Here is a 21,963-nt window from a genome sequence, read left to right as displayed (position 1 = left end):
CATTTTCTTTGTTAAAATTATTATTTTGTTTTCTAGTAAGAACCAAATTTGTCATTTGCCGACATTATAACAATCTTATGACCTCGAATTGATTTTTCATCACTAAATCTACTAATCAACGCAAGGATTAATCCCATGATATCGGCACCATACATGCCCGAACCCATCATAAACATTTCTTCACCATTTGGCGGAAAACTGTTTACAAACCACGAATTTGGCGGCGACATAAAGGATAATTTATAAACATCTTCATATGCCACACTATGAATACGCTTATTATAATAAAAAATAATTCGTTCTGAAGTTAATGCAACAAACTTTTTAGGCGGATTTGCACAACGCAATGCAGGATTAATCGCCAAAATTATTTTTTCATCTGCTCCTATTGCATTTAACAAAACCTGACACACACCGGAATAAAACGTATTATTCTTTTCCGGATAGGTAAAATCACTATTACTGCTGCATTTTTCATACAAACTGTTTATTAACTCGTCTGTTGTCTTTCCACTGCATAGTTCATCCACCATGATGTTCCAGCTTTCTTTACAGGTTTTACTCATATCCATGTCACGTTGAATAAACAAACGCTCCACAATGTTTTCGCTTTCTCTCTCATCCGCAACTAAAAACTCTCCAGAATTTGCCCGTTCAACGGTTTGACGGAGTGCATCCGTAAAATCCTGAAAAGTCTTTGGTGCCATCAATGTAACAAAAGAATATTCAGCTCCTGATTTTGTTGTGATAACCAGTTTACTGCCAAAAACACTCCAAAAAAGAATTAAGTCAATAACTAAAGTAACACCCATAGAAACAACTGATGCAATTGCAAGCAAGCTGAGTAAAATAATATTCCAAACACTCATATGACGTTTTACATTAACAGACGCGATATCTTTATAACGAATCTCCCTTACCTTTTCGTAGTTTTGCGGAGCCGTTCGTATAATCAGCCTATCCTCTGCAAAATCTAACATACTTGCAATTCTAGTATTAAGAAAACCAAACTTTTCTCCTGTTGCTGAACGAAATAAAATTTGTTGACCTAATAAATTATTGTCAACATAAATTTCCTGTTCATTCATAATTTACACCTCCTCTTTTTATATTTGTAAATAAAATTACTAAATACACTTTAATTGATAGGAACAGAAATATCATTGGAAAAATACAAGATTATTTTCCTTTTTAACTCCACACCCACACAAAAAAAGCACCCTTCCGGGTGCTCTCCATCTACATTCAAATCCATTGATTCAATTCATATGAGCAGCACGATAAGCCGAGTTCTGTCGTTGAGTGACCATCTATCTGGACCTGCTGTTGCCAACAGGCTCTAGCGACCTACCCGAAAGCACGACGGGCCGCCGTATTGCTTCCTGTTCGGTCTTGCTTCGGATGGGGTTTACATATGCCCTCCCTGTTACCAGAGAGGCGGTGAGCTCTTACCTCGCCATTCCAACCTTACCACGGGCAAAGCCGTGGCGGTATATTTCTGTTGCACTAGCCTGGGAGTCGCCTCCACCGGACGTTATCCGGCATCCTGCCCTGTGAAGCTCGGACTTTCCTCACCCATTCCCTTTCGTCTGAATGGGCGCGGTCACTTGTGCTGCTCATAATGAAATTACCCTAATAATATACCACCACCGATAAATTCGCGCAAGATGGAATTCAGTGGAACATCATGTGGGTCAATTGGCAAGAAATAATCCAAAAACTTAAGCAGACGCTGTGCCTCCGCATATTCCGGACAATCCTTAGTCACCTGGAACAGTAACGGGTCTGCATAAAGTTTCATAGCAGCCAGCTCATAAATCAGTGCCGAGTTAAACATCGCGTCTGCCTCTTCCTGATAAGGGAAAATATTCCGGCTCTCGCCACGGCGGACGGAATCCCACATAGAAATCGTTTTCTGGGCTGTATTGCCACGGGTTCTTGCGTCTCTGATAATTCGGCGTAAAAGCCGTCCTTCCGTCGTTGGAATACGATTGTGGTGATCGATATTTAATGTCGTCAGTGCACTGATATAAATCTTGTATTTATCCTTCTTCGGAATCGAATAGGTCAGTTTGTCATTTAAGCCATGGATTCCCTCTATAACAAGGATATCCTCACTGCCAAGCTGCATAACCGGTTTATCGTATTCTCTCATACCGCTGATAAAATTATATGTTGGCAGCTGAACCGGTTTGCCGGCTAAAAGATTTGTCAAATCTTCATTAAACTGCTTCGTATCAATGGCACCAAGGCACTCATAGTCGTATTTTCCGTTGGCATCTCTTGGTGTATCTTCACGATTTACAAAATAATCGTCTAAACCAATCGGATGAGGTTTCAGACCAAGGGTGCGAAGCTGAGTCGACAAACGATAAGAAAATGTTGTTTTACCGGATGACGAAGGTCCTGCGATTGTCACGATACGGCAGCCGCGCTCCGCAATCTGCACCGCAATATCTCCAATCCGTTTTTCGTGCAGTGCCTCCTGTGTCAGCATCAACTCCTGAAAACCACCATTCACAATGATTTCATTTAACTCGCCAACTGTAGAAACCTGCATTTTTTCACTCCACTCATTTGCCATCTGCATCGTGTGGTACTGTTTTATGCTTGGTTTAAATTCAGGCATTGTAACAGGTGCCTCTTTTTTCGGAACCACAAAGACAAAACCATCTTCAAAAAGTTCCAGACGAAAATGAGTCAAAATACCGGTACTGTATGGCATGGCACCATAATAATAATCTGTAAAATCGCCCAAATGATATACCGTCATGCGTGAATTTCTGCGGTATTTTAACAGATTGCTCTTATCTGACATATGCTTTTTTTCAAACATCCGTCTGGCATCTCTGGTTCGCATCACAACTTTTTCAAAACGGATATCTTTTTTTACATCTTCACGCATCCGCTTTTCCAAACGGTTAAGCAGTTCCTTTGTCGGTTTTTCTTTTGAGTTTAAATGGCAGTAATAACCACTGTCTAAACAAAAATCAATCGTTATCCGGTCCTCTTCCTTAAATGCCTTTTCTTCCTGAATTGCCTTCAGCAAAAGCATTGACATACCACGTATGTAAGCACGCTTGCCATCACTGTCTTTTGTTGTACAAAAGGAAACCGTCGTTCCATCAATTACTTCGTGGTATAATTCCTGAATCACACCATCCACTTTTGCGACAATAATCGGAAACTCATATTCTTTTTCCACCTGCTTGCTTATATCAAACAGAGTAGTTCCTTCTTCACATGTTATTTTTTTATCTCTCCATGTAATTTCCATGACAATTCCTCCCTTCCGTTAGGAAAACAAATTAAAATTTAAATTTGTTTAAAATCCAGTTAAGCCCCGTAATCTCTTCTGTCAATTCTTCCACACGGGCACCGGCACCGGATGTCTTTTGCATTTTTAATGTTTCCTGCAATTTCATTTTTTTATCTCGTTCATCCAGTAAAAACTTACGATAAGCGGTATCGCTCACTTCCGGCAAAAGTCGTCCGTATTCATACTCAGCCGGCTCATAAGGAGTTTTTTCCTCTCCTCTTACTGCACGCATCGCAAGATACGGTTTACCGGCATCCATACAAAACTTTTCCTTTTCAATGAAAAAACCTATCTTATGAATCATCTTTCTGACTTCGCATAAATCGGACTGCGCCTGAATTACAAGTGTGGAAACCTCCTGCATAACTTCCGGCGACTGCTCAAGAATCCGGCAGACTAACATACCGCCCATACCGGCAATCAAAACGGTATCGACCTCTCCTTGATTTAACGCCTGCATGCCATCACTCAAACGGCAGTCAATGCAATCACTAAGACCTGCCTTTTCAATATTTTTCCTTGCATGAGAAAGTGGTCCCTCATTGATATCCATGGCAATAACTTTTTTACATGCTTTTTTTGAAGCAAGATAAAGAGAAACATAACCATGGTCACAGCCGACATCCGCCACTTTTGCTCCATCTGGTACAAGCGAAGCATTCATTGCCATGCGGGCAGACAATTCTATTGTATGCTGCATTAGTCCAAATAATCCTTTAATTTACGGCTGCGGCTCGGATGACGGAGTTTACGGAGTGCCTTCGCCTCAATTTGGCGGATACGCTCTCTTGTTACGTCAAATTCTTTGCCGACTTCTTCAAGTGTACGGGCACGTCCATCCTCTAAGCCAAAACGTAGACACAGAACTTTCTGCTCTCTCTCAGTTAACGTTCCAAGAACCTCCACAAGCTGCTCTTTCAAAAGCGTAAAGGCTGCTGCTTCTGCCGGCACCGGTACATTATCATCCTGAATAAAGTCACCCAGATGACTGTCTTCCTCTTCACCGATTGGTGTCTCAAGAGAAACCGGCTCCTGTGAAATCTTCTGAATCTCACGCACGCGCTCAACCGGAAGTCCCATCTTTTCCGCAATTTCTTCCGGATACGGCTCACGTCCCAATTCCTGCAAAAGCTGGCGCTGAACACGGATTAATTTATTAATTGTCTCCACCATATGAACCGGAATACGAATCGTTCTTGCCTGGTCGGCAATCGCTCTTGTAATCGCCTGACGAATCCACCAGGTAGCATAGGTACTGAATTTGTAACCTTTGCGGTAATCAAACTTTTCAACTGCTTTAATCAGTCCTAAGTTTCCCTCCTGAATCAAATCCAAAAACAGCATACCACGTCCGACATAACGTTTGGCGATGCTGACAACCAGACGCAGGTTTGCCTCTGCCAGACGTTTTTTTGCCTCCATATCACCGGCTTCCATTTTCATTGCCAAATCTTTTTCCTCCTCGGCGGTCAAAAGCGGCACTTTACCGATTTCTTTCAGATACATACGAACCGGGTCCTCAATGCTGACACCATCCGGAACTGCCATTTCGATATTTTCCAGTTCTTCCTCGGTTGGCTCATCTTCAACATCCAAAATAATGTCATCCTCAGTGTCACTTTCCGGCACCATTGCAACAATTCCTTTATTTTCCAAATACTCGAAAACTTTTTCGGTCTTGTCATCATCAAGTTCCATTCCCTGGTCTGCGAACACCTTCTCAATTTCACTGAGTTCCAGTACATTTTCCTTTTTCTTGCCCAATTCAACAAGCTCACTCATAATTGTCAGCATTTTCTGCTGTTCGTCTACATTTGTATTTTCCTTATCCATCTTTTCCTCCATTTCTGTTGTCAAACAACGGCTCTTTTAAAATGAAATCTGTAATGTCTGCAACTTTCTTTTCTCTTCCATAAGAGTCTGTAGTTCTTTCATGTCCGTCACATGCCTGCTCCGGTATTCCAGACTGTACTTTTTGATACTTCTTACAACTTCATTCAGTGCTTTCTGCTGTTCGGTATCTTTACTGATTTCTTTTAATTCTTTATTAAAAATTCCGGCTACCAGAGACTGCTCCTCTTTGCTTTGGAATTTACTGATAATCATGGCCGGCTCTACTTTGCCGGTAGTTTCATACTGCTCATAAATCATCTGCGCCACTTCGTGATACGGCTCATCCACAAAATCTTCGGCGGATAAAATTCCTTTTGTCTTTTCAAACAAAACCGGGTCATTACTAAGCCATGTAAGAAATACACCTTGGCTTTTTGCAATGCCGTCTTCCTTTTGTCCTGCCGTTTTCACCATGCGCTCCTGCCGCCTCTTCTCATAATCAATGCCAACCATTCTGGCACTGTGATAGGCAACCAGTTTTTTGAAATCCTCGGTTCTTACGCTATATTCTCTGCAAAATGCCTCCATGTAATTCGTCCGCTCGATTTCATTATCAAAGGTTAAACATTTTTTTGCCACTTCATTCATAAATGACGTTTTGGATTCCGGATCATTCATGTCATATTCTTTCATCAGGTTGTCCACCTCATAAAAGAAACTCGATTTTGCCTGTTCAATCCTCTCCTTAAACGCCTCCGGCGAAAGACCTTTCATAAATTCATCCGGATCTTTATACGGACGCATATTGATTACCTTGACACGGATGCCCGCTTCTTTCAGCATTGGAATCGCACGCATCGCCGCTTTCACACCGGCGCCGTCACTGTCATAGCACAGATATACCAAATCCGTATACCGCTTTAACAAACTACAGTGCTGACTCGTAAATGCCGTACCAAGGCTTGCCACCGCATTTGTGAATCCTGCCTGATGAAGTGCAATCACATCCATATAGCCCTCACAAATAATCATGCCTTCACCCTGCTTGCCGTGCACAAAATTTAACCCATACAGATTTCGGCTTTTATCAAAAACCATTGTTTCCGGCGAATTTAGGTACTTTGGTTTGGCATCCCCCATCACTCGGCCGCCAAAAGCAATTACGCGGTTATTCCTATCTAAAATAGGAAACATCACACGGTTCCAGAACTTATCATACACGCCACGCTTTTCATCATAAGTGAAAAGTCCGGTTTCTTTGAGAACCGAATCCGGATAGCCTTTGGATTTTACATACTGGTAAAGAGGACTTCCGCCTTTTCCTGCAAATCCAAGTCCAAACCGCACAATAGTCTCCGGCTTTAACTCACGTTTTGTCAGATATTCATAACCAATCTTTCCCTGCTCACTTTTCAAACAGGCAAAATAATAATTGGCTGCTAACTTGTTGACTTCCAGTATCGAATCCCGCAAATCCCGGCGTTTTCTGTCGTTTTCCGAATTACCTTTTTCCGGAAGTTCCATCCCTGCCTGCTCGGCAAGCCGTTCTAAAGCTTCCACAAACGTAAGGTTTTCATATTCCATTAAAAAAGTAAATACATTGCCACCGGCGCCACATCCAAAACAGTAATACATCTGCTTTGACGGGCTCACGGAAAAGGATGCTGTCTTTTCATTATGAAACGGACAAAGACCAACATAATTGCTGCCGGTCCGTTTCAGATTTACATAGGAAGAAATAATATCGACAACATCACTTCTTTGTCTCACTTCTTCCACAAAATCTTCTTCGTAATACATGCCCATCACTCCGTTACTTTTCTTCCCTACAACACAGACCATGTGCGAGGAATTGTCAAACTCTGGTATGTCGCTACCGCATACCGGTCGGTCATTCCTGCGATAAAATCACAGACCACACGCTCAACGGATGCCTCTCCGGATTTTAACATCTTGCCATATTCTTCCGGGAGTTTTTCCACATGGTCAATATAGTATTTATATAACTGGCCAATCATATACTCGGCTTTTCCCTCTTCCGCTTTTGCAACGGAATTGACATACACATTTTCAAACATAAAAGCACGGAGACCGGTCAGCGCTTCCCGCATTGTGTCCGATTGAATAATATCATTTTTATCCATGCTGTTACGAATCAAATCGTGTATCAGCGTATTGAGACGCTCTCTAAGAGTATTTCCCAAAATCTCGGTATATTCACGGGGAATATCCTCTTCTTTAATGACCTTTCCCCGGATTGCATCGTCAATATCTGAGTTGACATACGCAATCTTATCACAGAGTCTCACAATTTTTCCTTCCAGTGTCGATGGATTTCCGGAAGTCGAATGATTCCGGATGCCATCCCTTACTTCAACCGTAAGATTTAATCCCTCGCCATCCTTTTCAAGGCACTCCACCACACGGACACTCTGCTCCTGATGACGAAATCCCTCGGAATATATTTCATTCAGAATCCGCTCACCGGCATGTCCAAACGGTGTGTGTCCCAAATCATGTCCAAGTGCGATTGCCTCCGTCAAATCTTCATTCAGACGAAGTGCTTTTGCAACCGTTCTCGCATTCTGCGACACTTCTAAAGTATGCGTCATTCGTGTGCGGTAATGGTCTCCTTCCGGTGCAAGAAACACCTGCGTTTTCCCCTTTAACCGCCGAAACGATTTGGAATGAAGAATCCGGTCACGGTCTCTTTGATAAACCGGACGCAGGTCACATTGCTCTTCGTATGTATCGCGCCCCTTAGACTCATCACTAAATGCCGCATAAGGACTTAGTATGTCATGTTCTCTTTTTTCTAAATTTTCACGTATTGTCATATCCACTCTTTCCTGCCTTTCGGGATTAAGCAAAAAACAACTACATTAAAAGAATTACAACATAAGGATATTATTTCCTTTTTTTCGTAAAAAGTTTTTGCAGATTTCTAAAAAATAGTGTATGCTAAAAGATAGATTTCGATTACATAAGGAGGTGCATCATGGCAAGAGGAGCAGGGAAAAACGGTTGGGCACTCTTTTTACTGATTTTAGCAGGTGTTGTTCTTGGCAGCTTTATCAGCCAGCTGACAAGCGGAGTTGCCGGCCTGTCGTGGCTGAATTTTGGAAAAAGTTTCGGATTAACAAAACCACTTACCTTAAACTTAGGCGTATTGGTTCTGACTTTCGGACTGACAATCAAATTCACCATTGGCAGTATCATCGGAATTATTGTTGCCGCTATTATTTACCACTTTATCTAGGATTTTATCATTCCCGCTTTTTCAGATTGGTAAAAGGTACCGTCTTTACGTATCAAAATAATCTGAATCTGCGGGTGTTTTTTTTGAAAAGCAATTGCCTTTTCTTCTCCCATAACTGAAAGTGCGGTCGCATACGCATCCGCCATCGCCCCATTTTCCGCAATTACCGTAACCGATGCCAGATTATTATCTGCCGGCATACCGGTTCTTTTATCCATGATATGATGATACAGTTTTCCGTCTTTTTTGAAATTTCTCTGATAAATCCCACTGGTAATAACCGCCTTATCCTTTACCTTTACCGTGCCATAAATACTGCTTCCATCGGATGGGTCCGTAATTCCTACCGTGTATTCCGTGTCATCCGGTTTCATGCCGATTGTCTGCACATTTCCACCTAAGGAAAGAATACAGGAAATAACTTTTTTCTCTTTGCAAAGATCAATAATTTTCTGGGACAGATAGCCTTTTGCCGCCGCTCCCAAATCAATTGCCATGCCGGATGGAATCCTCACCTGACAATCCGAAAGAAGTTCTATCTTTTTATAATCAATCTTTTTTATAACAGCATCTTTTTCGGCTTTGTCCGGCACACGATATTTCTCTGTCGTAAATCCCCATAACTTCACAAGCGGGTAAATTGAAATATCAAACAACCCATCCGTATCATTTCCATATTGAATACAAGCAGAAAGTAAGTCATATGTTTCCTTCGAAACTGTGACTTTTTTCCCACCTGCAGCATTAATCTTTGAAATCTCACTGTCTGCTTTGGTAACGGATAAAGTTTTCTCTAACTGCTGAATTTCGGAAACAGCCGCTGTCATCGCCTGTTCTCCGTTTTCTCCGTAAAAAGTCAGATTCATAATCGTGTCCATGGCAAAAATTTCACGCTCTGTCTTCTTTTCCTCAGAAGCTGCACATCCGGGAAGAAGAATGATGACACACAAGAAAAGAGAAATCCATTGTTTCACTCGCATCGCATGTCCTCCTTTGCCTTTTTTGAAAAACGACAGCCACAAAAATCCTGCCGGTACAAATCGTATTCTCTTGACAGTTCAATACTTCTTTTATACCCATTTTTCTTCTTAAAATCCGATGGCAGATAGGGAACGCCGTAATTTTCAGAAAGTTCTTCTCCAATTTGCATTAATAAATCCGCATTTTTATGAGGGCTGATGGAAAGTGTCGTACAAAAATAGTCATACGTACCCTCTTTTGCGTATTTTGCGGTTTCCTCCAACCGGAGTCTGAAACACTTTGCGCATCTTGGCCCCCGCTCCGGATCATTTTCATGCCCTTTTGCCATTTTTTCAAAAAGCTCCGGTTCATAATCGGCATCGTGCATATGAATTTCTTTTCCAAAAGGAGCTGTCTGCAAAAAACGCTTTAACTCCTCTTTTCTTTTTTGATACTCACACGCTTCCGAAATATTCGGATTATAAAAAAATACCGTAATATCAAAAAAATCATGCAGATATTCTAATACATAACTGCTGCATGGTGCACAGCAGCAATGAAGAAATAATCGTTTTTTTTCTGAAAACGATGCCAATAATTCATCCAGTTCTTTCTGATAATTTCTGCGGTTCAAGGTCTCATTCTCCTTCCATTAAAGTTATGACGCCTGCTAAATTTCCCCGTCTGCCACCGGTCGCACGGTGGGAAAACAGCCAGTCGAAATGACAGCAGGTGCATACGCCGCTCACCTCAATCTGTTCTTTCGGGATACCGGCTTCTTCTAATATAATTTCATTTACCCGCCATAAATCGAGCTGATATTTATGTGCCGGTTTCTCTTCTAAAATCTCCTGCCACTGCTCCTCTTTAAATTCTTTCTGAAAAGCAGCCGCAACATCTTCGCTCACTTCGTAGCAATCTTTGCAAATCGATGGTCCGATTACCGCAAGGATATCTTTGGGATTGGAGCCAAATTCCTCTTCCATGCGGCGCACCGTTTTTTCCCCGATTCGCTTTACACTTCCCCGCCAGCCGGAATGACTTGCCCCAATTGCCTTTTTTACCGGGTCATAGAAAAACAACGGCACACAGTCCGCAAAAAAAGTCATCAAAACTACTTTTTTATCATTCGTAATCAATCCGTCGACGCCAATGATATCCGATTCTCTCACAACACCTTTGCCACAGTCTTTTTCATCAACGCGTAAAATTTTTGTCTCGTGTACCTGATTACTAAGCACCACATTTTTCACCGGATAACCGACGGCTTTTGCAAATCTTCTATGGTTTTCAAGCACGGCCTTCTCATCATCGCCTCTTGTAAAACTTAAATTCATAGTCGCACAGTCTCCCACACTGACACCGCCTAATTTCGTAGAAAAACCGTGTTTGATTCCCGCCTTTTCAAAAAGAGGGAACGTTAAATATACCACACCATCTTTTTCATTTTTTATCATTTTCTCGCACATATTTTCCTCCTGTCTGGTATACTTATAAGTGAAATTTGTAATGCTAATTTCATACATGGAAAGGAGATTTTGATTATGCCTTGTATTTATGCCCATAATTCCTTTGGCAAAGAAGTACAAAAAATACTTCCCAAACCACTTAAAAATACCATTCGCCGACACCCTGCCGCATTCCGTATCGGATTGCAGGGACCGGATTTTTTATTTTTTTATCATCCCTTATTAAAATGTAAAACCAACCAATTAGGCTATCACCAGCACAGTCATGCGTTCGATGCCTTTCTTGCTTACGAACAGCCCATCATCCGAAAACTTGGTACAGACTCTGCCGCCTATGCCTATTTGCTCGGCTATATCTGTCATTTTGTGCTAGACAGTGAATGTCATACCTATATCATTCCAAAATCTACGGAAGCCGGAAAAAATCATCTGGTAATGGAAAATGAGTTTGACCGGTTTCTGCTGAAAAAAGATGGTTACAATGCCATCTCTTATCCTATCTGGCACATGATACCAAACGATAAAGCCACTATCCATGCCATTTACGAAGTATACCGCCCATTTGCTCTATCAAAACATAAAATCAAACGAGCTCTTTCGGGCATGCGTTTTTATAAGAAGCTTCTAACCTGTGGCTGCTCTTTGAAACGGTTTGTGATTCGTCTGCTTATGAAAATCACATTCCACTACAAACAGCTTGAGGGACACATGATGACACTCTGTGCCAAATCCTACGCAAAACACACCAACGCCGTCCTCTTAAAACACTATAAAAAATCGATTTCTTTGGCAAATGAATTGATTTTGGATTTTCACAAAAGTGTGACGCAGGGAAAACCACTTCACAAGCGCTTTCACACGACACTCAAAAGTAACGAGCCGCTTGACTAATCCATCAAACCTAAATCCCTGCGGTACTGCCTCAAAAATTCATACACAAGCGTTCTCTTTTCATGCCAGAAACGCTTGCCGGGTGCTGTCACAAAATCCATCTGTTTCATATGACGGTAGGTATATTTTTCAAAATGCCTGCAAACCTCATTAAACGATGGATTTTCTTCTTTGGATGTAATCCACGAATCGAGTACAATTCCCATTGCCCCGGTATCATCTAACATATCCGCTTCCATCAGAACAACCAACTCCAGTGGCGTTGTTTTCTCATGCAAAAGCCGCTTATTTGGGTGTTCTAAAATCAAATAGCAGATAAAATCAATCTGCTCGGGCGTATACGGACGCCGTTCCAAATAATCTCTGCAAATAGCGGCACTTTCTTTGGCGTGTCCTTCATCTCCCTGCACGGCATATCCTACATCATGGAAAATTGTTGCAATCTTTAAGGATTCAACATCTAAACTGTCATCCTTTAACTCTCTCGTAATGCGGAGCATCCACTGATAAACCCGCAGTGTGTGGGCGTATCGGTCATATTCAATTTTGTTCTTACTCTTATCGCCCTTTCTGCGGTCATAGCTGTAAAGCATTTCTTCCACATACTGGAACATCTTACGATGCTGTTTCATGATTTGCTCCATTTCCAATGTGTTTTTTCTGATTTTTCTTCCAAATCAGTATTATAGCACAGCTTTCCCCATTTGTGCAAAGAAATCAATACCAATGTTTGACAAAAGACCGATTTGTATGTTACAGTAGGCAATACGATTTGATTTAAGGAGTTTAGTATGAAAATTCAGTTATCCGAACATTTTACTTATAATAAATTATTACGTTTTGTCTTTCCTTCCATCGTCATGATGATTTTCACATCCATCTATGGCGTAGTGGATGGTCTTTTTGTGTCCAATTATGCCGGAAAGACAGCGTTTGCCGCAATCAACCTCATTATGCCGTTTATTATGGCACTCTCCGCCCTTGGTTTCATGGTCGGAACCGGCGGCAGTGCCATTGTAGCAAAAACTTTAGGCGAAGGAAAAGAAAAAGAAGCGAATCGGTACTTTTCCATGCTCATTTATCTGACGATTTTTGGTGGCATCGTTTTAAGTGTCCTTGGAATTTTACTTGCAAGACCGGTCAGCATCGCACTTGGCGCCTCCGGAGACCTTTTAGACTATTGTACCCTGTATGGGCGCATTACATTTTTATCATTAACACCGTTTATGCTGCAAAATGTATTTCAGTGCTTTTTTGTCACGGCGGAAAAGCCAAAACTTGGTTTACTCGTCATTGTTCTTGCCGGTGTTACGAATATGGTGCTGGACTACCTGTTTATCGCCGTGTTTGGCATGGGACTTGTCGGTGCCGCCATTGCAACCGTCTGTGGCGAATGTATCGGCGGCTTTGTACCATTAATTTATTTTGCTGCCAAAAATTCAAGTCCGTTTCGCTTAGGAAAAACCAAATGGTATCCTTTTATCCTGAAAAAGACTTGTGCAAATGGCTCCTCGGAGTTGATGACAAACTTATCCAGTTCCATAGTAAACACACTATTTAATTTCCAGCTTATGCGCTTTGTCGGCGAAAACGGCGTAGCTGCTTACGGAACAATTATGTATGTTAATTTTATTTTTGTTGCGATTTATTTTGGATATTCCATCGGCAGTGCTCCTATTGTCAGTTACCATTATGGCGCACAAAATCACAAAGAATTAAAGAATTTGTTGAATAAAAGTCTGCGTTTTACCGGTATCTGTGGCATTTTCATGTTCATACTCGCCCAGTTGATTGCGACACCCCTTGCCCGCATTTTTGTTGGATATGATGTGGATTTGTTTGAATTAACCAGACATGGCTTTCGAATTTACTGCACAACATTTCTTGTGTGCGGACTTAATATTTACGGCTCCTCATTTTTCACAGCCTTAAATAATGGACTATTATCGGCGCTGATTTCTTTTTTGCGAACCCTTGTATTTCAAGTCAGCGCTGTCCTGATTCTGCCCATTTTCTTTGCGATTGACGGTATCTGGTCATCGGTTCTTTTAGCAGAACTGCTTACCTTAGTCGTCACTGCCATCTGCATCATTAAAAAGCGCTCCCGCTATCATTATTTCTGATGTTCGGCAAAGATTTTATCTACCGCCTGCATCGCATTAAGAACGGTCTCATCCATTTTGTAGCAATAATGAGAACCGTTTCTGCCAATCGTATATAAATTTTTTATTCCATCAACAAAAGAAAGTAATTCTCCCTTCTTTTCGTAGCTGCCGGCATACGCCGGATAAGCTTTCGGAACATACTCTCTATGATAGCAGACTACTTCTCTGCCCGATTCAATAAATCCAATTTTTTTCAACTCGGACACGGCAATTTTCGCACACTCATCCTCCGACAAATTCCAGAAGTCGTCTCCTTCTTTGCAGAAAAATTCAAGTCCCAGCCATAACTCATTTTTCTTTTTCACAAGATACGGCGACCAGTTGTTATAGACTTGAATTCTGGCAAGTTTTATTTTCGGATCCTGCACATAAATCATACGCTCCGGAATGTTTTCCATGGAAAATGCCCCATTCGACAATTCCGGCCACTTAATACACAGTCCCATAATCACACAGTCTCGGTATTTTAATCCGTTAGCAATCATCCGCAAAGAGATTGGAACACTTCCCGTCATATTGGCAAACAATGTATTTAAAGGCATAGTTGAAATGACAACATCCGCCTCCTCAAATACTCGTTTTCCGTTTGATTTTATATAACTGATTTTTTTCAGCATATTATTATCTAAAACAAGTGAGTCTACCACTGCTCCCAATTCAATAATTCCACCTCTTTTTTTTATCTTCTCTGCAACCTCCTGCCACATTTGACCGGCTCCCAATTTGGGATAGAGAAAATATTCTGTCTGAACTCGATTTTCCCCATGCATTGTTCCCTGCTCACAGGAAAGATTTTTTAGAGATTCTCCCCAACATTTTTCCATATAATCCTGCAGAAAGGTTTGATAAATAGTTTGTCCAAACCGATTCATGTAGTAATCTTCTAATGTATGTTCTTTCCTCTTCTTTATTTTACTTTTTATTAAGCCACATATACATTTTAAGGTACAAAAACTACCAACCTGATTTCTGAATTTTCGGTCAAACAAAATCGGATGACTAACATAATTCCCTTTATAATACAGTTTTAATTTTTGTTTTCTCTGAAACATACGCTTGATATAGTTTACTCCTCTTGAAGGCAAAAATTGATTCCACCAATCTAAAACTTTTTCATTCACCATAAGAAAACGATGTCCTCCCAAGTCCATTCGATAATCTTGGAAGTCTACCGTTTTTGCTAATCCACCAATTTGATTTTTTTCCTCTAATACAAGCACCTGGCAGGAATCCGTCCGGTTTAGTATCTCATACGCCGCCGTAAGTCCTGCCGGGCCCGCCCCTATAACGATTACTTTTTTCATATAGTTTATTTTCTTTCTTTATGCAATATTTTGTCATAATTATATCACTATTAGATAACTATTTCAATGTTTTTTTATTTTTCCTAGCGAAATTATATAAAATATATAAAGATATTAAAAAGAGTAGTATGTGTGTGCTTGTGTCAAGGGTTTGTTGCCACTTTTTTTATTTTCCGTAATCCAAAGGAACTGGCAACGAACAATTAATGCTTTGAATGTCTTCCACTCCAATCAATCACTTTTTTATTTTAGACAAGAGAACCACAGTTTCAACGGTACTTTCATTTTCCCAACTTATATCATCTATCACAGTACCATTATAATATACTGGGAATCTGAAGTGTATATGTTTTAGAAACTTGCCATTTTCAAGGCGTTCCGGATAAAGCTCAATGCTTTCCACGAAGGTTCCCATGAATTCCTTCTTCTCTGCATCTGATAATTTATCATATAACTTATCAAAGGCAATTAGGAAATTGTAGATTCTGTCCCCTGACAACTGCTTTCTTCGAATATGTGCCAGGCGACTCTGTATTTCATCCATATGATTTTCTGTCAGAGCCATTTCATCATATTTATCATAAAAACGCTTTTGCAGGTCATCATATTTCTTCTCATACATGGAATCTGTCACATCAAGATTATCCATCTGGATAGCTATCTTGTCCTTTGACACCTCAAGCTGCCTCATTTTCTTCTTTAATCCATCAAGCTCTTGCTCCAGTTCAGAGGTATCAACTCTGGCTGCAATCTTCTCTCTGATACCCTTTTCAAAGTCCGGAGAAGTAACTATTTTCTTAATCAGCTCAGCTACTGCATCATTTACAATATCCTGTCCCCATTGCTTATGGTAATCGCACTTATGTCCCGTGGTCCCAGTAGGATGCTTACAGGCATAATAGAAATAATCTCTATAAGTGCCACCTTTTGGATGTCTCTTACGATTTACATTACCATACATATTGGCACCACATCCAGGGCACTTTAAAATACCGGTCAAAATATGTTCGTGTTCAAGGCTATGCGTCTTAACGCGCTTCACTCCCGTAGTTTTTCTCTTATCCTGAGCCGCCTTCCATTCTTCTGCACTGATAATTGCTTCATGTTCTCCGTCTACAACCATGAATTCATCTTGTTTTACAACATGAAACTCATTTCTTTTTCCCTGGACCTTCTCTGTTTTTCTTCTTCCATAGGCTAATTTACCGCAGTAAACAGGATTATCAATTACACCTTTGACAAAGGATGCCGCAAAGCCATCAATCGTATTATTCTGGCGTTTCTTTTTCACATAACCACTTTCGTTGAGAAACGCAGCAATTGCTGCTACTCCCATAGTTGTATTGATATATTTATCAAAGATAATTTTTATTACTTCCACTTCATCTTCCGCAATAAATAATGATCCATCCACAAGCTTATATCCATATGGAGCAAAACCACCATTCCATTTTCCTTCTCTGGCCTTCTGCTTACGACCTTCCATAGTCTGAACAAGAATATTGTCTCTTTCAATTTCTGCAACAGCTGATAGAACCGAAATCATAAGCTTGCCGGCATCCTTAGAAGAATCAATGCCATCCTCAACACAGATCAGATTGACTCCGAAATCCTGCATCTTTTGCAGTGAGCTAAGTACATCAGCGGCATTTCTTCCAAAACGAGAAAGCTTAAAAACAAGAACATAGTCAATATCATCTGTGCCTGCTTCAATTAGTTCAAGCATTTCCTTAAACTGTGGACGGCCATCAACATTTTTACCGGATTTACCTTCATCAGAAAACTCTCTAACTACAACCATGTCCTGATAATCAGCATATTTCTTAAGTTTTTCCTTCTGAGCATCTAAACTGAACCCATCGACCTGCATGGCAGTAGATACTCTTGTATATATGTAACATCGTTGCTTTTTCAAATAATCACTCCTCCAAAATATATATCAACCATTTTGCCAATGCCGACAAAATGGTTGAATACTATTGTTCCTCAATCCTATTGCTGATTTTTTCAGCCTCATTTAGGACTCGAAGTTGATACTCTGCAATCTCCTTCAACGCTTCGAATCTATCTTTCTTATCCATTCCCTCTCGAATCATTTGTGCGTTATGCGATTCAAGATTCGATAGAACAGTTAATTCATTTATTGTTGCATAATCCCTAACATTACTCTTTTTTGCAAGCTCTGGATTAGCCTCTCTCCAAGCTTTTGCAGTAAAACCAAATAATGCTACATTAAGTAAATCCGCCTCTTCTGCATAAGGAAGCCACTGTAAATCCTCACGATAATTGCATACAGGAATCAAATAATTCTTAACCGCATCCGTTTGAATTAAATAATTATTCTTGGATAGAAATCTCTTTGCATCCCATTCCAACTTCTGCAAATCATTTTCAGCTTCCTTTAGTCTTTGGAACTCTTTGATCAGGTACAATTTGAACACCGGACTGATAGCAGAAGCAAATTCAAATGCAATATCCTTATGCGCAAATGTTCCGCCGTATTTTCCACGTTTAACATACAGTCCAACTGCATTAGTTTTTTCTACCCATTCTGATACGCTTGGTGTAAATGTAACAAGTCCTGCCTCTTTTTTAAAGTGTTCAGATTCGAACACTTTAAAATTCGGATTATATATTTCTTCCCATGTTGATAAGAATTCCAAAGTGCTTCTATTTCTTAACCAATTTCGAATAACATCCGCAGCTCGCGAATTATCCGATTTAGCAGCTGCTATATCTGTAATACAGATATAGTCATCTATGTCTTCATACGATACCGTAACCGGTATTCCCTGAACTGTAATAACTCTATTCTTAGCCATTATTCTGTTCCTCCTTCGCCTTATTCATCTGCTCTGCCTTCACATAATACTCAAGCAGTCGCAGAAAGTACTTAGGAACACGCTTCTTTCCATGCTCCCAGTCACTAACTGTCATATAGGGAATTTCAAAGTACTCACAAAACTGATGCCTGTTCATGCCGGTACTTTCCCTTAGTTCAATTAAAATATCTTTTGCGTCTCTATCATCATTCATAATATAATCTGCCATATCTTTGCTCCTTTCACGCTAAGCGTCAATATTATATTATCACGCAACACGTGAATATTCAAGATTAAGTATACAATCCTGCCTGTCTCCAGGCGCATTAGTCCACTCATATATCAATGCTACTTTCTGCGCGGTTCCAAGTTCTATGCTATCTCCATATTTCTCAATCATTCTTGCTAAAAAATCACAGCAGCGATTAAAGTCTCCCTGCTGTTGTCTTGTCATACTAATCATTATTTTCCTCCGTATTTTCTAATCAATGTTCTAAAAAGTCCGCTCATCTTGCTCACACTGCTCCATATATATCAGGCTGAGCAGCATGAGCAGGTATTTTACCTATATCAGTCAAACGGTGTTTTGCCGGCAACCGGCGTAAACTCCGCTTTGCATACATTGTGAAAGCCTCGACGATTACCAATACATTTCGCATCATAAATAAGTCCATATCTTTTCTGATTCTCCTTTATATAATGCAAAAAGCCGGCAGAAGCCCTCGATTTTTCAAGGTTATCTTCACACCAGCTTACATAGATATTATAAAAATCCGTTGATGAAATCTTCTTCCCGATTTCAAATTGTAGATAACCTTCAGACTTCATAAATGCCAGGATATTATTTCCCTCCTCCTGTGCATCTAGTGAATCCCCAAATTGATTACTATAAAATGCTTTTTCAATTTCTTCAAATGAAAATCGTCTTTCAGGTCTTACCCCATCTGCACCGGCAATGTTATATCCTTGATACATGTCCCAGTACACATTCATGAAACTTCTGCTTGGATCAATATGTTCAGCTGCATCAACATCAAATGATCTGTCATTGTGTCCAGCCTTAAAAACGCCATTTTCACCTTTACGACCATTGTGCCTGGTCGCTCTTACTTTTTGTTTTGCCATTAAATAATTCTCCTTCCTCGCACAAAAAAGGAACCGATTTTATTCGATTCCTCTTAATATGCCACTATTCATTTTTTATTTTTTCTAAAAAGATTAACTTGCTTTTCCCGGCGAAGCCGTTAATTCTGCGCAGAGCGTTACAGATAATAACCCAATACTAAGTGTCGCGTCCAACACTTTATTGGGCCAAGGTTGTCACCCTGGACGGACTAATGGGCGTTGCCCCTTAACCCCACAATACGTTTCACCCTTGACCAGACCGGACCTTGTCCTGGACCTACCAGGCTTTCCACCTGGACCCGAGCGGGAACTCTCCCTGCACCCAGGCAAAGGCTCTGCCCTTGCATCCTGGCGGAGTCTTGCTCCTGCACCACTCAAAATTACATCGCCTTCCTCACAAATAAAAAAAGCAACAAATCATTATTGTGCACGGTAATGATTTATTGCTTTATATTTGTTTTTATCTGCAAGCTATATCTCTTGCGAGTATAACAATATCACACCTTTTTTCTTTTGAAAAGGGACAAATGGTGTCGACTTTGTGTCGTCGATGTGTTGTGTCGTTAATTATGCCACTTTCCCTTCTTCCAGAAAACTCAAAGTTCTTTCCTTCAATAGCTTCTTTAAATCTCTAATTTTTCCCTTTGCAGTCTCATAAGCAATTGTCCGTTCTGTAGCAATTCCCTGAAGATCAATTTCTCTCATAACATACCTGCGAAGCAATTCTTCATCTTTACCGCCAATGCTATTAAGCGCGTTGGCAAAAATTCGAAAATCGACTCTCATGGCTATGTAGTTCTTGTAAGAATCTAAAATATATTCCGGAAGTTCTTCATCCCCAAACACAAAATCTATTGCCTCTCCCTTGCTCATGCATTCAGAGATGCGAGTTATCAGGCTATTTTTGTTTAAGCTGTTATAATACTTACAATACTTCTCCCAATGATTCTTCATCATAAAACTTTCAATCATATAAATAACGCAGTGTCTCTCACAGCTTAATATATTTTTGTAATTATGATAATACTCATATAGAAATTCAAACCTATCTGAACTACTGGCAGTACAATAGGTTGACATTATATCTCTTCGTCTCAATCTCTCTCACCCACCAAATCGAATATTTGTTCGAATAATATAATAATATAATTTACTCGAAATGTGAAGTGGAAGAAAAAAATACTACAACTTTGTCAAAAGAAGATAATCCTCTTTTGTAATGGCCATTTCAATAATGTTGTCTCTCTCATGTGGAACAATCTCTTTGTCAACAAAGCCAACTTTTTTATAACAGCTATGAGCTATATCATTATGTTCAAATACACCAATTGTTACAGTATGGACTCCTAGGATGTTAAAAGCGTAATACAATCCTGTTCGCAACATACTTGTTCCATAACCTTTTCCTCGGATGGAGTCGTCAACTATAACCCAGCCAAAACGAAGAACTTTGTTATTCCCATGAATATATCTCATGATAAAATGCCCGATAACGCCGTCCTCATCTGTAAATGCAATCCAAGGATAGAAGTTATCTTCCTCTTTGCAATCGCCGTTATCGTTCAAATATTTGTTATCTATAATCTCAGCGCTAATAGGATATAAACCAAAATGATCTCCGCCCCACTTAAGGAAAACTTCCTCATCTTTTATCCAGCTAATAATCTTTTTTGCATCGCAGCTCTTATATGGTCTCAGTCGCATTTTCCATACCTCCGTAACACTTATTTTATCTTTTCTCGTAATTTACCAATGTCATCTTATCGTTTATAATATGTTCTTCACCAACTCGCACAAAACCACATTTTTCATACAGGTGGCAGTTTCCGGATTCTTGAAGAATTGTATCAAGCTTCCATACCTTAGTGTCAGGATACAATGCGAAAGCTTTTTGAATTGCAACATATCCGATTCCCTGCTTCTGATATTTAGGAAGAATGAAAAGAGGGCTGATGTATAGACAGGGTTCTTCTGGGTCGGATAGTCTTTTGCCGATATTGATGGCTCCGACTCTTGCTCCATCCTTAACAATAAAATAATACTTTCTATTTTCCTGTGAAGCCCTGTCTCTTACTCTCTCTATAGATTCAATTGCAGGTGATCCCTCATCATGATATTTTTCATATAGCGACATAAAACTCTTAATCTGCATGTCATAAAGCTGCTCTATTTCATCTTCTCGGACTCCTTCAAGCTTCACCCTATTCATCAGTTCAGTTACACTAATTCCCTGTAAGTTGAATCTCTCCTTTATCATAAGAGCAACCTCTGAAGGCTCAAGATTCGTATTATCAATCTTCATATAATTTTCGAAAGGAATCTCACCATCATTACTTACAAGTCGATATTTTGTCTCCTCACGAAGCATACGATCTTCTGATACCACAATATCCCGCTTAGAAGCCTTGTTCTTTAAGCGGTTTTCCGTTTTGTTTCGTTCTATTCTAACTGCCCTGTCCGCAACAAGCTCCACATAATATACATTTCCACCGGTACCCTCGAATTTATCTGTAACCGACTTTATATAATCCCAATCTGACTGCATATCAAAGGCCCACATATAAGTAAATATTAATCCACTATAGTCAGTTTTTAGAAAGGCATCAAAGATATCTTCCCGAAGTTTGCCTACCACTGCTCCATCAAATTTACCAAAGATCTCGATTACCGGCTCTATCATATGATGATTATGAAAGAGTCTATAATCTGTTATTTTCATCAATTCCCGGCCCACGGTCATCTTACCAACCGCACCACTTCCTATAAGTACTATAAGATTCATTTTTATCACTTCCTCCGTACAAAACAATAATTAA

General features: G+C 40.1%; 22 protein-coding genes and 1 other RNA gene. 3 read left to right on the top strand and 20 right to left on the bottom strand.

Annotated features, from left to right (window positions below):
* Window positions 1-32 precede the first annotated feature (32 nt).
* The 7 genes from DW019_RS02760 to DW019_RS02730 all read right to left on the bottom strand — a co-directional run bounded on the left by DW019_RS02760 (window position 33) and on the right by DW019_RS02730 (window position 7,989).
* Window positions 33-1,088: a hypothetical protein gene (locus DW019_RS02760; protein WP_118442454.1), complete on the bottom strand. Its 1,056-nt coding sequence runs from the start codon at window positions 1,086-1,088 to the stop codon at window positions 33-35.
* A gap of 177 nt (window positions 1,089-1,265) precedes the next feature.
* An RNA gene (rnpB, locus tag DW019_RS02755) (RNase P RNA component class A) lies at window positions 1,266-1,619 on the bottom strand.
* Window positions 1,620-1,627: 8 nt separating this feature from the next.
* Window positions 1,628-3,277, bottom strand: coding sequence for a nucleoside kinase (locus DW019_RS02750; protein WP_118442453.1), 1,650 nt, complete (start codon window positions 3,275-3,277; stop codon window positions 1,628-1,630).
* A gap of 31 nt (window positions 3,278-3,308) precedes the next feature.
* On the bottom strand, window positions 3,309-4,019 hold the full coding sequence (locus DW019_RS02745) for a class I SAM-dependent methyltransferase (protein WP_118442452.1): 711 nt from the start codon (window positions 4,017-4,019) through the stop codon (window positions 3,309-3,311).
* A complete protein-coding gene (gene rpoD / locus DW019_RS02740) occupies window positions 4,019-5,152 on the bottom strand; it encodes an RNA polymerase sigma factor RpoD (RefSeq protein ID WP_118442451.1) in 1,134 nt (377 codons plus the stop codon). The genes DW019_RS02745 and rpoD overlap by 1 nt, the downstream gene beginning before the upstream one ends.
* Window positions 5,153-5,188: 36 nt before the next feature.
* Window positions 5,189-6,952 carry a DNA primase gene (gene dnaG / locus DW019_RS02735; RefSeq protein ID WP_118442450.1) on the bottom strand — a complete coding sequence of 588 codons (1,764 nt, stop codon included), beginning with the start codon at window positions 6,950-6,952 and terminating at the stop codon, window positions 5,189-5,191.
* Between the two features lie 26 nt (window positions 6,953-6,978).
* The gene (locus DW019_RS02730) at window positions 6,979-7,989 is read right to left on the bottom strand and encodes a deoxyguanosinetriphosphate triphosphohydrolase (protein ID WP_022377896.1); all 1,011 of its coding nucleotides are present in this window, start codon (window positions 7,987-7,989) and stop codon (window positions 6,979-6,981) included.
* A gap of 161 nt (window positions 7,990-8,150) precedes the next feature.
* Between DW019_RS02730 and DW019_RS02725 the strand changes: the two genes are divergently transcribed.
* Complete coding sequence (locus tag DW019_RS02725) at window positions 8,151-8,411, top strand: DUF4321 domain-containing protein (protein ID WP_118442449.1); 261 nt, start codon at window positions 8,151-8,153, stop codon at window positions 8,409-8,411.
* Here the strand turns inward: DW019_RS02725 and DW019_RS02720 are convergent.
* From DW019_RS02720 to pgeF, 3 genes are read right to left on the bottom strand one after another with little or no spacing between them, the layout of a single operon-like run.
* A complete protein-coding gene (locus DW019_RS02720) occupies window positions 8,408-9,391 on the bottom strand; it encodes an FAD:protein FMN transferase (protein WP_118442448.1) in 984 nt (327 codons plus the stop codon). The genes DW019_RS02725 and DW019_RS02720 overlap by 4 nt on opposite strands.
* Window positions 9,382-10,005, bottom strand: a complete 624-nt coding sequence (locus DW019_RS02715; protein WP_022377899.1) for an epoxyqueuosine reductase QueH — start codon at window positions 10,003-10,005, stop codon at window positions 9,382-9,384. The genes DW019_RS02720 and DW019_RS02715 overlap by 10 nt, the downstream gene beginning before the upstream one ends.
* Window positions 10,006-10,009: 4 nt before the next feature.
* Window positions 10,010-10,840, bottom strand: a complete 831-nt coding sequence (pgeF, locus tag DW019_RS02710; RefSeq protein ID WP_243024084.1) for a peptidoglycan editing factor PgeF — start codon at window positions 10,838-10,840, stop codon at window positions 10,010-10,012.
* A 75-nt stretch (window positions 10,841-10,915) separates the two neighbouring features.
* Between pgeF and DW019_RS02705 the strand changes: the two genes are divergently transcribed.
* Window positions 10,916-11,731 carry a zinc dependent phospholipase C family protein gene (locus tag DW019_RS02705; RefSeq protein WP_118442447.1) on the top strand — a complete coding sequence of 272 codons (816 nt, stop codon included), beginning with the start codon at window positions 10,916-10,918 and terminating at the stop codon, window positions 11,729-11,731.
* On the opposite strand, the gene DW019_RS02700 is transcribed toward DW019_RS02705, so the two are convergent.
* Entirely contained in the window at window positions 11,728-12,363 is a 636-nt protein-coding gene (locus tag DW019_RS02700) for an HD domain-containing protein (protein WP_022377902.1), read from the bottom strand. The two genes, DW019_RS02705 and DW019_RS02700, sit on opposite strands and share 4 nt — an antisense overlap.
* Window positions 12,364-12,522: 159 nt before the next feature.
* Between DW019_RS02700 and DW019_RS02695 the strand changes: the two genes are divergently transcribed.
* Window positions 12,523-13,854, top strand: coding sequence for an MATE family efflux transporter (locus DW019_RS02695; protein WP_118442446.1), 1,332 nt, complete (start codon window positions 12,523-12,525; stop codon window positions 13,852-13,854).
* Here DW019_RS02695 and DW019_RS02690 read toward each other — a convergent pair.
* The 9 genes from DW019_RS02690 to DW019_RS14945 form a co-directional block, all read right to left on the bottom strand.
* Window positions 13,845-15,200 (bottom strand): FAD-dependent oxidoreductase, encoded by a 1,356-nt coding sequence (locus tag DW019_RS02690; RefSeq protein ID WP_118442445.1) that lies wholly within the window; start codon window positions 15,198-15,200, stop codon window positions 13,845-13,847. The genes DW019_RS02695 and DW019_RS02690 overlap by 10 nt on opposite strands.
* Window positions 15,201-15,435: 235 nt before the next feature.
* On the bottom strand, window positions 15,436-17,115 hold the full coding sequence (locus DW019_RS02685; RefSeq protein ID WP_118442444.1) for a recombinase family protein: 1,680 nt from the start codon (window positions 17,113-17,115) through the stop codon (window positions 15,436-15,438).
* A 61-nt stretch (window positions 17,116-17,176) separates the two neighbouring features.
* On the bottom strand, window positions 17,177-18,022 hold the full coding sequence (locus DW019_RS02680; protein ID WP_055264007.1) for a KilA-N domain-containing protein: 846 nt from the start codon (window positions 18,020-18,022) through the stop codon (window positions 17,177-17,179).
* Window positions 18,015-18,251 carry a transcriptional regulator gene (locus tag DW019_RS02675; protein WP_226947549.1) on the bottom strand — a complete coding sequence of 79 codons (237 nt, stop codon included), beginning with the start codon at window positions 18,249-18,251 and terminating at the stop codon, window positions 18,015-18,017. The genes DW019_RS02680 and DW019_RS02675 overlap by 8 nt, the downstream gene beginning before the upstream one ends.
* Window positions 18,252-18,290: 39 nt before the next feature.
* Window positions 18,291-18,485, bottom strand: a complete 195-nt coding sequence (locus DW019_RS02670) for a hypothetical protein (RefSeq protein ID WP_118442443.1) — start codon at window positions 18,483-18,485, stop codon at window positions 18,291-18,293.
* A gap of 107 nt (window positions 18,486-18,592) precedes the next feature.
* Window positions 18,593-19,147 (bottom strand): hypothetical protein, encoded by a 555-nt coding sequence (locus DW019_RS02665; RefSeq protein ID WP_117478869.1) that lies wholly within the window; start codon window positions 19,145-19,147, stop codon window positions 18,593-18,595.
* A gap of 567 nt (window positions 19,148-19,714) precedes the next feature.
* Entirely contained in the window at window positions 19,715-20,245 is a 531-nt protein-coding gene (locus tag DW019_RS02660) for a hypothetical protein (RefSeq protein WP_147324427.1), read from the bottom strand.
* Window positions 20,246-20,329: 84 nt separating this feature from the next.
* Entirely contained in the window at window positions 20,330-20,851 is a 522-nt protein-coding gene (locus DW019_RS02655) for a GNAT family protein (protein ID WP_118442441.1), read from the bottom strand.
* Window positions 20,852-20,876: 25 nt separating this feature from the next.
* A complete protein-coding gene (locus DW019_RS14945) occupies window positions 20,877-21,929 on the bottom strand; it encodes a GNAT family N-acetyltransferase (RefSeq protein ID WP_117478872.1) in 1,053 nt (350 codons plus the stop codon).
* Window positions 21,930-21,963 lie beyond the last annotated feature (34 nt).

This window comes from Clostridium sp. AF37-5, assembly GCF_003477605.1.
GTDB lineage: Bacteria > Bacillota > Clostridia > Lachnospirales > Lachnospiraceae > Eubacterium_F.
The sequence above is the reverse complement of the archived record's forward strand: the minus strand, read 5'-3'. Positions and strand labels throughout refer to the sequence as shown.

Excerpts from the sequence above, each read along its gene's own strand:
- DW019_RS02760 (WP_118442454.1), bottom strand. The coding sequence starts at position 1,088 with ATGAATGAACAGGAAATTTATGTTGACAATAATTTATTAGGTCAACAA.
- DW019_RS02750 (WP_118442453.1), bottom strand. The coding sequence starts at position 3,277 with ATGGAAATTACATGGAGAGATAAAAAAATAACATGTGAAGAAGGAACT.
- DW019_RS02745 (WP_118442452.1), bottom strand. The coding sequence starts at position 4,019 with ATGCAGCATACAATAGAATTGTCTGCCCGCATGGCAATGAATGCTTCG.
- rpoD (WP_118442451.1), bottom strand. The coding sequence starts at position 5,152 with ATGGATAAGGAAAATACAAATGTAGACGAACAGCAGAAAATGCTGACA.
- dnaG (WP_118442450.1), bottom strand. The coding sequence starts at position 6,952 with ATGTATTACGAAGAAGATTTTGTGGAAGAAGTGAGACAAAGAAGTGAT.
- DW019_RS02730 (WP_022377896.1), bottom strand. The coding sequence starts at position 7,989 with ATGACAATACGTGAAAATTTAGAAAAAAGAGAACATGACATACTAAGT.
- DW019_RS02725 (WP_118442449.1), top strand. The coding sequence starts at position 8,151 with ATGGCAAGAGGAGCAGGGAAAAACGGTTGGGCACTCTTTTTACTGATT.
- DW019_RS02720 (WP_118442448.1), bottom strand. The coding sequence starts at position 9,391 with ATGCGAGTGAAACAATGGATTTCTCTTTTCTTGTGTGTCATCATTCTT.
- pgeF (WP_243024084.1), bottom strand. The coding sequence starts at position 10,840 with ATGTGCGAGAAAATGATAAAAAATGAAAAAGATGGTGTGGTATATTTA.
- DW019_RS02705 (WP_118442447.1), top strand. The coding sequence starts at position 10,916 with ATGCCTTGTATTTATGCCCATAATTCCTTTGGCAAAGAAGTACAAAAA.
- DW019_RS02700 (WP_022377902.1), bottom strand. The coding sequence starts at position 12,363 with ATGAAACAGCATCGTAAGATGTTCCAGTATGTGGAAGAAATGCTTTAC.
- DW019_RS02695 (WP_118442446.1), top strand. The coding sequence starts at position 12,523 with ATGAAAATTCAGTTATCCGAACATTTTACTTATAATAAATTATTACGT.
- DW019_RS02690 (WP_118442445.1), bottom strand. The coding sequence starts at position 15,200 with ATGAAAAAAGTAATCGTTATAGGGGCGGGCCCGGCAGGACTTACGGCG.
- DW019_RS02680 (WP_055264007.1), bottom strand. The coding sequence starts at position 18,022 with ATGGCTAAGAATAGAGTTATTACAGTTCAGGGAATACCGGTTACGGTA.
- DW019_RS02675 (WP_226947549.1), bottom strand. The coding sequence starts at position 18,251 with ATGGCAGATTATATTATGAATGATGATAGAGACGCAAAAGATATTTTA.
- DW019_RS02670 (WP_118442443.1), bottom strand. The coding sequence starts at position 18,485 with ATGATTAGTATGACAAGACAACAGCAGGGAGACTTTAATCGCTGCTGT.
- DW019_RS02665 (WP_117478869.1), bottom strand. The coding sequence starts at position 19,147 with ATGGCAAAACAAAAAGTAAGAGCGACCAGGCACAATGGTCGTAAAGGT.
- DW019_RS02655 (WP_118442441.1), bottom strand. The coding sequence starts at position 20,851 with ATGCGACTGAGACCATATAAGAGCTGCGATGCAAAAAAGATTATTAGC.
- DW019_RS14945 (WP_117478872.1), bottom strand. The coding sequence starts at position 21,929 with ATGAATCTTATAGTACTTATAGGAAGTGGTGCGGTTGGTAAGATGACC.